At 62.4% G+C, this 11540-nt stretch carries 10 protein-coding genes; 4 read left to right on the top strand and 6 right to left on the bottom strand.

The window, feature by feature from the left end; genetic code table 11:
• Positions 1-9 precede the first annotated feature (9 nt).
• Positions 10-882 carry a methylated-DNA--[protein]-cysteine S-methyltransferase gene (locus ILFOPFJJ_RS15465; protein ID WP_173511387.1) on the top strand — a complete coding sequence of 291 codons (873 nt, stop codon included), beginning with the start codon at positions 10-12 and terminating at the stop codon, positions 880-882.
• 161 nt (positions 883-1043) lie between these two features.
• Here ILFOPFJJ_RS15465 and ILFOPFJJ_RS15470 read toward each other — a convergent pair whose 3' ends face one another.
• The 6 genes from ILFOPFJJ_RS15470 to mepA all read right to left on the bottom strand — a co-directional run bounded on the left by ILFOPFJJ_RS15470 (position 1044) and on the right by mepA (position 7111).
• Positions 1044-1679 carry a 2,3-bisphosphoglycerate-dependent phosphoglycerate mutase gene (locus ILFOPFJJ_RS15470; RefSeq protein WP_173511388.1) on the bottom strand — a complete coding sequence of 212 codons (636 nt, stop codon included), beginning with the start codon at positions 1677-1679 and terminating at the stop codon, positions 1044-1046.
• A 27-nt stretch (positions 1680-1706) separates the two neighbouring features.
• Entirely contained in the window at positions 1707-2525 is an 819-nt protein-coding gene (gene dapB / locus ILFOPFJJ_RS15475) for a 4-hydroxy-tetrahydrodipicolinate reductase (protein WP_173511389.1), read from the bottom strand.
• Between the two features lie 19 nt (positions 2526-2544).
• Positions 2545-4350 (bottom strand): ABC transporter ATP-binding protein, encoded by a 1806-nt coding sequence (locus tag ILFOPFJJ_RS15480; RefSeq protein WP_173511390.1) that lies wholly within the window; start codon positions 4348-4350, stop codon positions 2545-2547.
• A 112-nt stretch (positions 4351-4462) separates the two neighbouring features.
• A complete protein-coding gene (locus ILFOPFJJ_RS15485; RefSeq protein ID WP_173511391.1) occupies positions 4463-5482 on the bottom strand; it encodes a glucokinase in 1020 nt (339 codons plus the stop codon).
• Between the two features lie 47 nt (positions 5483-5529).
• Positions 5530-5910, bottom strand: coding sequence for a methylglyoxal synthase (locus tag ILFOPFJJ_RS15490; protein WP_173511392.1), 381 nt, complete (start codon positions 5908-5910; stop codon positions 5530-5532).
• A gap of 115 nt (positions 5911-6025) precedes the next feature.
• Positions 6026-7111 (bottom strand): penicillin-insensitive murein endopeptidase, encoded by a 1086-nt coding sequence (gene mepA, locus ILFOPFJJ_RS15495; protein WP_173511393.1) that lies wholly within the window; start codon positions 7109-7111, stop codon positions 6026-6028.
• 186 nt (positions 7112-7297) lie between these two features.
• On the opposite strand from mepA, the gene ILFOPFJJ_RS15500 reads away from it, so the two are divergent.
• The 3 genes from ILFOPFJJ_RS15500 to ILFOPFJJ_RS15510 all read left to right on the top strand — a co-directional run bounded on the left by ILFOPFJJ_RS15500 (position 7298) and on the right by ILFOPFJJ_RS15510 (position 11539).
• A complete protein-coding gene (locus ILFOPFJJ_RS15500) occupies positions 7298-9145 on the top strand; it encodes an extracellular solute-binding protein (RefSeq protein WP_173511394.1) in 1848 nt (615 codons plus the stop codon).
• A gap of 178 nt (positions 9146-9323) precedes the next feature.
• Positions 9324-10406 carry a microcin C ABC transporter permease YejB gene (locus ILFOPFJJ_RS15505; RefSeq protein ID WP_173511395.1) on the top strand — a complete coding sequence of 361 codons (1083 nt, stop codon included), beginning with the start codon at positions 9324-9326 and terminating at the stop codon, positions 10404-10406.
• A complete protein-coding gene (locus ILFOPFJJ_RS15510) occupies positions 10406-11539 on the top strand; it encodes an ABC transporter permease (RefSeq protein WP_173511396.1) in 1134 nt (377 codons plus the stop codon). Before ILFOPFJJ_RS15505 ends, ILFOPFJJ_RS15510 begins: the two co-directional genes overlap by 1 nt.
• The last annotated feature ends 1 nt before the right edge of the window (position 11540 follow it).

Consider the following 11540-nt stretch of genomic DNA (forward strand, 5'->3'; position numbering starts at 1 on the left):
GAGATGATCATGAACGTTGTTACATCCATTCCCACCGACATCACTCCCGAAGGCACCGACTACGACACGGTCAGCCGCGTGATCGAGATGCTGACGGAGGATTACCGCGATCAGCCATCGCTTGAAACGGTCGCCCGCCGCCTCGGCCAATCGCCGACGCAATTGCAGAAGACCTTCACCCGCTGGGCGGGGCTTTCGCCCAAGGCCTTTCTCCAGGCGGTGACGCTCGATCACGCCAAGCGGTTGCTGCGGCAGGAGGACATGCCGTTGCTGGAGACCAGCATCGAAGTGGGTCTGTCCGGTCCCAGCCGCCTGCACGACCTCTTCGTCACGCATGAGGCGATGTCACCCGGCGAATGGAAGGCTCGCGGCGACGGGCTTACCATTCGTTACGGCTTCCATCCCTCTCCCTTCGGAACCGCGCTCGTCATGGTCACCGAGCGTGGGCTTGCCGGGCTTGCTTTTGCCGATCCCGGCGAGGAGCGTTCGAGTTTCGACGACATGGCTCGCCGGTGGCCGAAGGCGATCTATGTCGAGGACAGTGCGGCGACGGCGCGCTATGCCGCCCGCATCTTCGATCCGGAGCGCTGGTGCGCGGAGGAGCCGTTGCGCATCTTCCTGATCGGTTCCGATTTCCAGATTCGGGTGTGGCAGGCGCTGTTGAACATCCCGCTCGGAAAGGCGACCACCTATTCGAAGATCGCCGACGAAATCGGCCAGCCGACCGCGTCGCGCGCCGTCGGCGCTGCCGTCGGACGCAACCCGATTTCATTCGTCGTGCCCTGCCACCGCGCGCTCGGCAAGAGCGGCGATCTCACCGGCTATCACTGGGGCCTGACGCGCAAGCGCGCGATCCTCGGCTGGGAAGCGGGCAAGGCGTAATACCTTGATCGGCTGCGGATCGCCCCTCATCCGGCCTGCCGGCCACCTTCTCCCCGCTAGCGGGGCGAAGGAGACTCGCGGCCTCTTCTCAGTCCCCTCTCCCCGCTTGCGGGGAGAGGGCTAGGGTGAGGGGCATCTCGCCCCCTTCCTAACCAACCGGTTCAGTGCGCGCCCGACATGTCGCCCAGCACTTCCTTCGATGCAACCGTGGAATCCGCGTTCAGCTTGTAGACCATCGGCACGCCGGTCGCGAGGTTGAGCTTGAGGATCTGTTCCTTGGTCAACTTGTCGAGCACCATGACGAGCGAGCGCAGCGAATTGCCGTGCGCGGCGATCAGCACCTTCTGGCCCGAAAGCACGCGCGGCAGAATGTCGGTTAGATAATAGGGCCAGACGCGCGCGCCGGTGTCGCGCAGACTTTCCCCGCCTGGCGGCGGGACGTCGTAGGAACGACGCCAGATGTGCACTTGCTCCTCTCCCCACTTGGCGCGCGCATCGTCCTTGTTGAGGCCGGAAAGATCGCCGTAGTCGCGCTCATTCAGGGCTTGGTCGCGAATGGTTTCAAGCGAGGACTGCTCCACGGCGTCGAGAACGAACTGGCACGTGCGCTGGGCACGGATAAGGGAAGAAGTGAAGGCGATGTCGAACTTGATGCCATACTCGGCGAGCGCCTTGCCGCCCGCTTTCGCTTCCTCGACGCCGAGCTCGGTCAGGTCCGGATCACGCCAGCCGGTGAACAGGTTCTTCAGGTTCCAATCGCTCTGGCCATGCCGAACGAGAACGAGGGTGCCGCTCATTTCATTTCCTCTTGAAAGATTTGAGTATCAGTTGAGCCCGAGAACATCGAGCATGGAATAGAAGCCGGGCTTCTGGTTGCGCCCCCAAAGGGCCGCCGTGACGGCACCACGCGCGAAGATCGAGCGATCCGTGGCGCTGTGGGAAAGAGTGACCTGCTCGCCCTCGCCCGCGAGAATGACGGAATGTTCGCCGACGACGGAGCCGCCGCGCAAAGTGGCAAAACCGATCGCCCCTTCCGGGCGTGCTCCGGTGTGGCCGTCCCTCACCCGCACCGAATGATCCACAAGCTCGATACCGCGGCCCTTGGCCGCCGCCTCACCAAGCAAGAGCGCCGTGCCCGACGGGGCATCGACCTTGTGTTTGTGGTGCATTTCCAGAATTTCGATGTCCCAGTCCGCCGCCTTGAGCGCTCGCGCCGCCTGCTGCACCAGCACGCCGAGAAGATTGACGCCCAGGCTCATGTTGCCCGACTTGATGACGCGCGCATGCCGTGCGGCCGCGCGAATCTTTGCCTCGTCGTCCGCCGAGCAGCCGGTCGTGCCGATGACATGGACGATGCGCGCTTGCGCCGCCAGCCCGGCAAATTCAACCGTACCCGCCGGCGAGGTGAAATCGAGAACGCCTTCCGCCTCGACGAAGGCCTCGAGCGGCTTGTCCGTGATGGCGACATCGATCGGTCCGAGCCCGGCGAGTTCGCCGGCATCGCGGCCAACGAACGGCGAGCCCGGCCGCTCCACCGCAGCGTGGAGACGCACGCCGGCCATGCCATGAACGATCCGGATCAGTGTCTGCCCCATCCGGCCGGCCGCGCCGACCACCACGAGCTTCATATCCGTTTCGCTCATCGTCGAATTCCCTTGGCTTCTATAGGATTGCGGCTTCGGCCGTCATGTCCGAGGCGCTGCCCTGGAGATTGTGCAGGCGAGCGTAGAGACCGTCCGGACGCTGTGCAAGCTCTTCATGCGTGCCTTCCTCGACGACCGCGCCATCCTTCATGACGATGATCTTGTCGGCGTTGACGACGGTCGAAAGCCGGTGCGCGATGACGATGACCGTGCGGCCGCTCATCGCGCGGTCGAGCGCCTTCTGCACCGCGGCTTCAGACTCGGTGTCGAGCGCCGAAGTCGCTTCGTCGAGAAGGAGGATCGGCGCATTGCGCACAAGTGCGCGGGCAATCGACAGCCGCTGGCGCTGGCCGCCGGATAGCGTCACGCCATTCTCGCCGACCGCCGTATCGTAGCCTTGCGGCTGCGCCAGGATGAAGTCATGGGCGTAGGCGAGCCGTGCCGCTTCCTCGATTTCCGCGTCCGTGGCCTCCGGCCGGCCATAGCGGATATTGTCGCGGATCGAGCCCTCGAAGAGGTACGGTTGCTGCGAGACATAGGCAAGGCCATTGCGCAGCGACTGCTTGGTGACGCCCGCAATGTCCTGCCCGTCGATCAGGATCTGTCCCGACTTCGGATCGTAGAACCGCGGGATAAGGCTGATGATCGTCGACTTGCCGGCACCCGACGGGCCGACCAGTGCCGTCGTCTTGCCGCCCTCGGCAAGGAAGCTGACCCCCTTCAGGATCTCGTCTCCGCTGGCATAGGCGAAACGCACGTCGCGCAGTTCGATCGTCGCTTCGCCGAATTTGATTTCGGTTGCATCGGGACGATCGCGCTGATGCGGAACGGTATCGAGAATCTCGTAGATCATGCGCGCGTTGACGGTCGCGCGCTCGAGCGACACCTGCAGGCGCGCCAGACGCCGCGCCGGGTCATAGGCCATTAGCAGCGCTGTGACGAAGGCGAAGAACGCGCCCGGCGGGACATTGCCGTAGATCGTGCGGAAAGCCGAATAGGCAAGCACGGACGAGATCGCAAAACCGGCGAAGGTTTCCGTCATCGGCGCGGTTCGTTCACTGAGACGTGCGATCCGGTTTGCCCGGTTCTCCGCCCGGTCGATGATCGATTCGACCTTGCGGCGCAGCTCGTTCTCCATCGTGAAGGCCTTGACGATGGAAATGCCCTGAATCGTTTCCTGCATGGCGCCGAGGACGCGGCTGTTGACCTCGACGGCCTCGCGCGTCGCCAGGCGCAGCCGCTTCGAGACATAACGCAGGCCGAGAAGCAGCGGCGGCGCGACGAAGAAGACGATCAGCGAGAGCAGCCAGTCCTTGCTGAACATGACGGCGACAAGCCCGACCAAGGTCAGAAAGTCGCGGGCGATCGAGGTGACCGTCATATTGAGGACGTCGCGGATGCCACTGACGTTCTGGCTGACCTTGGCGGCAAGCTGCGCCGAGCGCATATCGTGGAAATAGCCGACGCTGAGCGCCATCAGATGTGCGTAAAGCCGCCGCTGATAGCGGGCGACGATATTGTTGCCGATCTTCGAGAGCGCGACCGCCTGCCCGTAGGTCGCAAGACCCCGCAGGACGAAGGCCGCGAAGATCGCGGCGCAGATCCACAGCACGATATCGGCGCGCCTGTTGGCGAAGGCCTCGTTGATCACGGTTTCCATGATCCAGGCCGTAAAGCCCGTCGTCGCCGCCACGACCATCAGGCAGGCGATGGCAAAAGCATAGCCTCGGATATGGTCGCGGCCGTTCTCGGCAATGACGCGCCTCAGGATTCCGGTGATCGTATCGGAATCGACTGTACGCTGTTTTCTATTCTTGGCGTCCAATAAGCCCGTCTTCCCTGAGCTCGCTGCGGCGTTCCGTGTACCGGCATCGCCCGTCCGGGGCTCTATAGTGCTTTGATGCCGTTTTGGCGAGTCTTTGCGAACATCCGGCCGGTCAGCTTGTCCAGCGCCGTCCCTCCATTGCAACACCGAAGTCCCTCGGCGTGCGCGCGAAGGCGGCGAGACCGGAAAGCGCCGCCATCGGATGGACGACGGCGAAAGTCGGGATCGTTCGCATCAGTGCCGAATGCGGCGCCTTGTCCTCGAAGGCTGCGCGAAACTCCGGCCGCATCAAAGCAGGCAATATCTTCTGCGAGATGCCACCCGCCAGGAACACGCCGCCACGCGCCATGAAGATCAGCGCCATGTCGCCGGCGACGCGGCCAAGATAGGTGCTGAAGAGCGATATGGTCTCGACCGCCGTCGGATCGGAGCCTGAAAGCGCGCCGGTCGTAACCGCCGCCTGGTCGGTGAGCAGCGGCTCCTCGCCATTGGCGGCGCAGACCGCCCGATAAAGGTTCATGATGCCGCGCCCGCACAAAATCTGCTCGCCCGCCATCCGCCCCTCGATCGGCTCCAGGAACGGCCAGATCCGGAAATCACGCTCGGTACGCGGGCCGATATCGACGTGGCCGCCTTCGCCGGGCACGGGGATCCAGGTGTGCTGCGCGAAAACCAGGCCGGCGACGCCGAGCCCCGTTCCCGGACCAAGCACGACGCGCGAGGTGGACGGACGGATACTACCGCCGCCGATCTGAACGAGATCCTCGTCGGCGGGTGTTGCGACCGCGAGCGCCTGTGCCTCGAAATCGTTGATGATCAGAACGTCGTCCAGGCCAAGGCTCGCCAGCATATCCTTCGGCCGAATCACCCAACCGGCGTTCGTCAGCGGAATTTCGTCACCCTTGATCGGCCCTGCGACAGCCAGTATCGCCGAGCGCGGCTGAAGGGACGTCTTGTCGAGGATGCTCTTCTGCATCGCCTCCTCGATCGTCGCGAAATCGCCCGTCTTGATCGGCGGCAGCTGCTTCGGTTCGGGATAGGTATCGACCAGCAGCGCGAAGCGGGCATTCGTTCCACCGATGTCGCCGATCAATATCGGAAAGGGAAAGCCGTGGTCACTCGCACTGAGCATCGCAAAATCCGTCCTGATCGCTGTCTTGGAATCTTTGAAACTGTGTATCAGTTGCGCCTGAAGGCAATCAACTCTTCGGCCGTGGCGCGGTTGAGCGCCATCGGGATGTCGTAGACGATCGCCAGGCGCATCAGCGCCTTGACGTCGACATCATGCGGCATGGCCGTGAGCGGATCGACGAAAAAGATCAGGAAGTCCACGTCGCCGGTAGCGATCATCGCGCCGATCTGCTGGTCGCCGCCGAGCGGTCCGCTTTTGAGGCGGGTGATATCGAGCCCGGGACACGCGTCCAGAACGCGGCCACCGGTCGTCCCGGTGGCGACGATCTTCCACTTGGATAGCACCGCCTCGTTTGCCTTGACGAAGGCGGCGAGATCATCCTTCTTCTGATCATGCGCAATCAGGGCAAGACATTTCCGACCGGCCATGCAGCCTCTCCAGCGTCAATTTTAAATCGATTTGAAAGCCCTATACATGAGCATCGTGCAGTTGGAAAGGCAGGCAGGGCCGGCCGGCCCCATGAGAGGCGCTCCGCCCGGACCGCTATTGCAACGCTGGGCGCGGCAACGGAACCGGAATGTTTTCCAAAGGCGCCGCGGCTGCGGCGCCGATGACGGCTTCGATACTCGTCGCAGCGGCGGGAACGGCAGCGGCGGGAGCGGGAGCGGCGGCCGCCGCGCGGTAGGCTGTGCCGTAGGTCGCTTCCTGCTCGGAGGCCGGAGGTGGACCGTCGAGCACAAGGGCGCAAGCCTTCGGCAGATCGGAAAGCTTCGCGAATTTCGGCTTCACGGGTTTTTCCGGCTTCTTCGTCGGCTTTGCCCAGGGCTCGTCGGTGAACCACCAGGCGAGCGACTTGTCGCAGCCGTCACCCACCGGCACGCGCGCCTGGCCCTTGCAGCCGACCGAACCCTCGGGGCACTTGATACGAATGTGGAAATGATAGTCATGACCGTAGATCGGCCGGATCTTGCCGAGTGCCGAACGATCGCCCTTCCAAGTGTCGCAGAGCTTCTTCTTGATCGCCGGATTGACGAAGACGCGCTCTACCTGGGGATAGCTTGCAGCCATCATGATCAGCCGCGCGTGACTGGGCGTCCATATGGACGGATCGACGGTCAGGAACTTATTCTTCTGCAGCATCGAGGTCGCGGAAATCGATTCGCGTTCCTCATAGGTCAGCGTCCTCTGCGGCATCGGCGTCAGCCAGATGTCAGCGTCGAGGCCGATCTGGTGTGATGCGTGGCCAGAGGTCATCGGGCCGCCGCGTGGCTGCGATATGTCCCCAAGCAAGAGGCCCGGCCAGCCGATCTTCTCGGCTGCATCGTGCGAGAAGCGCTCAACCAGCGCGATCATGTCCGGGTGACCCCAGCGTCGATTGCGCGACAGACGCATTGCCTGCCATGTCGGCCCGTCCGTCGGGATCGCAACGCCACCCGCAAGGCAGCCCTTGGAATAAAAGCCGTAAGAGGTCGGCGCCATCACCGCCGGCAATGCCTTGGCGCCGAAGAGTTCCTTCGCAGGCGTTCCGTCAGCCGAAGCGGCGTCGGTGGCCAGAAGGCTCGCCCCCAAGATCAAGCCCAGCGTTGCCGAACCGCAGCGTCGAAAGGCAGCCGCTATTTCAAATCCCATTCCAATCCCCCGATCGGCGGCAGCGCCGGTATCTCACGCGGTCTGCCATCACTCCTATCCTGAATTTGCGGAATCACCCGGATGTGACTCAAAAATTTCGCCTGATTTTGGGCAGGTCCTGTCAATTGCCCTGAATTCGCCTATTCTGCTTCGAAAGATCATCGAACGACAAGGGGAAGCAACTGGATGCTGGAATTGAGCGGTATTGTGAAGACGAAACTGGCGACCGCGCTTCTGGCAATACCTCTGCTCCTACCGCTTGGCGCGCGCGCCCAGGAACAGCCCACTTGGCACCATGGTCTTTCACTCGTCGGCGAGCTCAAATATCCACCGGGCTTCCAACGCTTCGACTATGTGAACCCTGACGCGCCGAAAGGCGGCGACGTCCGTCTTTCGCAGACGGGAACCTTCGATACGTTCAATCCGCTCCTCGAAAAGGGCGAGGCGGCCGTTGGCCTTTCGCTCGTCTTCGACACGCTGATGAAACCGGCGGATGATGAAATTTCGACAGCCTATGGCCTGCTTGCCGAAAGCGTTTCGTTTCCGGATGACGTTTCGTCCGCCACGTTTCGCCTGAGGAAAGAAGCGAAATGGTCGGACGGCAAGCCCGTGACGCCTGAAGACGTTGCCTTCAGTTTCGAGAAGGGCAAGGAGCTCAATCCGCTTTACCAGAGCTACTACAAGCATGTCGTCGCAGCCGAAAAGACGGGCGAGCGGGAGGTCACGTTCCGCTTCGACGAAAAAAACAATCGCGAGCTGCCGCACATTCTCGGCCAGCTTCTGATTGTCCCGAAGCACTGGTGGGAAGCGCCCGGTCCGGACGGCAAGCCGCGCGACATCACACGCACGACGCTCGAGCCGGTGATCGGCTCGGGTCCCTATCGAATCGCCTCGTTTTCGGCCGGATCGACGATCCGTTACGAACGCCGAGACGATTATTGGGGAACAGACCTCAACGTCAATGTCGGGCAGAACAATTTCGGCTCCATCACCTACACCTTCTTCGGCGACAGCGGCGTCGAGTTCGAGGCCTTCCGCGCCGGTGACGTCGATTTCTGGCGCGAGACGCAAGCGCGCCGGTGGGCAACCGGTTACGACTTTCCGGCGGTCAAGGAGGGACACATAAAACGCGAGCAGGTGCCGTTCAGGGCGACCGGCGTGATGCAGGCGCTCGTGCCGAACATGCGCCGCAAGCCTTTCGATGACGAGCGCGTGCGCGAGGCCCTCAACTATGCCCTCGACTTCGAGGAACTGAACCGTACCGTCTTCTTCAACCAGTACACGCGGGTGGACAGCTATTTCTTCCTGACGGAACTCGCTTCCACCGGCCTGCCTCAGGGTCTGGAGCTCGAGATCCTGAACGAGGTCAAGGACAAGATCCCGCAGGAGGTCTTCACGACGCCCTATGCGAACCCCGTCGGCGGCACGCCGCAGAATGCCCGCGACAACCTGCGCAGGGCGATCGCGCTCCTGAAGGAGGCGGGTTTCGAGCTCAAGGGCAACCGCATGGTGAATGTGGCGACCGGACGGCCCTTTTCCTTCGAGATCCTGCTGAGCAGCCCGATGCTGGAACGGGTGGTCCTGCCCTACGCCCAAAATCTCAAGCGGATCGGCATAGAGGCGAGCGTGCGCACCGTCGACCCCTCGCAATACACAAACCGCGAGCGGGCGTTCGACTACGACATGACCTGGGAGGTCTGGGGGCAGACCTTGAGCCCCGGAAACGAGCAGGAGGACTTCTGGGGATCGACGTCAGCCGCGCGTCAGGGTTCGAGAAACTACGCCGGCATCGCCGATCCGGGCGTCGATGCCTTGATCAACCGCGTCATCTTCGCCAAGGACCGCGAAACGCTCGTCGCCGCCACCAAGGCACTCGACCGGGTGCTGCTCGCTCACCATTACGTCGTGCCGCTCTATTACCCGCGTGCGGCGAATATCGCCTATCGCGACACGATCGACAGGCCGGCGGAACTGCCGAAATACGCGATCGGCTTCCCCGATATATGGTGGTGGACGGCCGCCGCCAAGCAATGAAACGCTTGCGCTCGAGGTGGCTCTCGATTCCAAATGCAAAAAACGAATCACTTAAATGCGGGGAACGCCCCGGCGCGGCGCACGGCAAGGAGTATCACGTATTGAGACGAAATAGACGGCAAGCGAGAGCCCCGCGGATCCACGCGATCGGCGGCAACACGATGCCGAGGTTCGCCTGATGGGTGCCTACATCCTGCGTCGGCTTCTGCTGATGATCCCGACGATCGTCGGCATCATGGCAATATCCTTCGCCGTCGTGCAATTCGCGCCGGGCGGACCGGTGGAACAGGTGATTTCGGAGCTAACGAACGCTGCCGGTTCGGACCGCCTCAGCGGTGGCGGCGGCGATCTGCTCCAGAGCGGCGGCGACGAGGGCGGCCGATATCGCGGAGCACAAGGCCTCGATCCCGAATTCATCGCAAAGCTCGAGAAGCAGTTCGGCTTCGACAAGCCGCCGCTCGAGCGCTTCCTGACAATGATGTGGAACTATGCCCGCTTCGATTTCGGCGAGAGCTTCTTCCGCAACACGTCTGTTGTCGACCTCATCATCGACAAAATGCCGGTCTCCATCTCGCTCGGCGTCTGGATCCTCATCTTTTCCTACGCGATTTCGATCCCGCTCGGCATCAGGAAGGCCGTCACCGACGGTTCCACCTTCGATGTCTGGACGTCCGGCATCATCATTATCGGCTATGCCGTACCGGGCTTCCTGTTCGGCATCCTGTTGATCGTGGTTTTCGCAGGCGGATCCTTCTTCGACTGGTTCCCTCTACGCGGTCTCGTCTCGGACAATTTCTATGAGCTCCCCTGGTGGCAGAAGATCCTCGATTACTTCTGGCACATGACGTTGCCGCTGATCACGCTCTTGCTTTCGGCCTTCGCAACGACGACGCTACTCACCAAGAACTCCTTCATCGACGAGATCAAGAAGCAGTATGTGACCACGGCGCGCGCGAAGGGGTTGGCGGAGCGGCAGGTGCTTTACGGCCACGTCTTCCGAAACGCCATGCTGATCATCATCGCCGGCTTTCCCGGCGCCTTCATCTCCGCCTTCTTCACCGGTTCGCTGTTGATCGAGTACATCTTCTCCCTCGATGGGCTGGGCCGGCTCGGCTACGACGCCGTCGTGAAACGCGACTATCCGATCGTCTTCGCGACGCTCTACATCTTCTCGCTGATGGGCCTCTTCGTCAGTCTGATCTCCGATCTGATCTATACCTGGGTCGACCCCCGCATCGATTTCGAGCGGAGGGACGTCTGATGAGCACCGTAGCGACATATTCCGGCGCACCGGAAAAGGGGTGGCTGACGCCGATCGGACGGCGGCGCTGGCAGAATTTCAAGGCGAACCGCCGCGGCTACTGGTCGCTCTGGATCTTCTTGATCCTTTTCGGCCTCAGCCTTTGCGCCGAGTTCATCGCCAACGACAAGCCGCTCGTCGCCTCATACAAGGGTGAGACTCTCTTCCCGGTTCTGGTCAACTATCCTGAGGAGAAGTTCGGCGGATTTCTTGCCGAAACGGACTACCGCTCGGATTTCATCCGTGACGAGATCGAGGCCAATGGCTGGATGATCTGGCCGCCGATCCGCTATTCCTACCAGACGGTCAACTCGAACATTCCCCATTCGGCGCCGACGCCGCCTTTCTGGCTGATGAGCAAGGAGGAGCGCTGCTCCGCCTACCCGCAAGGCGCCTCCGACCCGGGCTGCACACTCGGCAACCTCAACTGGCTCGGCACCGACGACCAGGCGCGCGACGTGATGGCGCGGATGATCTACGGTTTCCGTATCTCGGTCCTCTTCGGCCTCCTGCTCACGATCGCCTCCGCCGTGATCGGGGTTTCGGCCGGCGCTGTCCAGGGTTATTTCGGCGGCTGGACCGACCTGCTTTTGCAGCGCTTTATCGAAATCTGGTCATCGATGCCGGTGCTCTACATCCTGCTCATCATCGCCGCCATCCTGCCGCCCGGTTTCTTCATCCTGCTCGGCATCATGCTGCTTTTTTCCTGGGTCGGCTTCGTGGGCGTAGTCCGGGCGGAGTTCCTGAGAGCCCGAAACTTCGAATATGTGAACGCCGCGCGCGCCCTCGGCGTCGGCAACGGCACCATCATGTACCGTCACCTGCTGCCGAACGCGATGGTCGCGACACTCACGTTCCTGCCGTTCATTCTCTCCGGTTCGATCACCACGCTGACGTCGCTCGACTTTCTCGGTTTCGGCATGCCGCCGGGTTCGCCCTCGCTTGGCGAGATGATCGCCCAGGGCAAGTCCAACCTCCAGGCGCCATGGCTGGGGCTGACGGCCTTCTGCGCCATGTCGGTCATGCTTTCGCTGCTGATCTTCGTCGGCGAAGCGACGCGCGATGCCTTCGACCCAAGAAAGACATTCAGGTGAG

The sequence above is a fragment of the Sinorhizobium psoraleae genome (assembly GCF_013283645.1).
Classification (GTDB): Bacteria; Pseudomonadota; Alphaproteobacteria; order Rhizobiales; family Rhizobiaceae; genus Sinorhizobium; species Sinorhizobium psoraleae.

Excerpts from the sequence above, each read along its gene's own strand:
- ILFOPFJJ_RS15490 (WP_173511392.1), bottom strand. The coding sequence starts at position 5,910 with ATGGCCGGTCGGAAATGTCTTGCCCTGATTGCGCATGATCAGAAGAAG.
- ILFOPFJJ_RS15510 (WP_173511396.1), top strand. The coding sequence starts at position 10,406 with ATGAGCACCGTAGCGACATATTCCGGCGCACCGGAAAAGGGGTGGCTG.
- mepA (WP_173511393.1), bottom strand. The coding sequence starts at position 7,111 with ATGGGATTTGAAATAGCGGCTGCCTTTCGACGCTGCGGTTCGGCAACG.
- ILFOPFJJ_RS15465 (WP_173511387.1), top strand. The coding sequence starts at position 10 with ATGAACGTTGTTACATCCATTCCCACCGACATCACTCCCGAAGGCACC.
- ILFOPFJJ_RS15485 (WP_173511391.1), bottom strand. The coding sequence starts at position 5,482 with ATGCTCAGTGCGAGTGACCACGGCTTTCCCTTTCCGATATTGATCGGC.
- ILFOPFJJ_RS15470 (WP_173511388.1), bottom strand. The coding sequence starts at position 1,679 with ATGAGCGGCACCCTCGTTCTCGTTCGGCATGGCCAGAGCGATTGGAAC.
- dapB (WP_173511389.1), bottom strand. The coding sequence starts at position 2,525 with ATGAGCGAAACGGATATGAAGCTCGTGGTGGTCGGCGCGGCCGGCCGG.
- ILFOPFJJ_RS15500 (WP_173511394.1), top strand. The coding sequence starts at position 7,298 with ATGCTGGAATTGAGCGGTATTGTGAAGACGAAACTGGCGACCGCGCTT.
- ILFOPFJJ_RS15505 (WP_173511395.1), top strand. The coding sequence starts at position 9,324 with ATGGGTGCCTACATCCTGCGTCGGCTTCTGCTGATGATCCCGACGATC.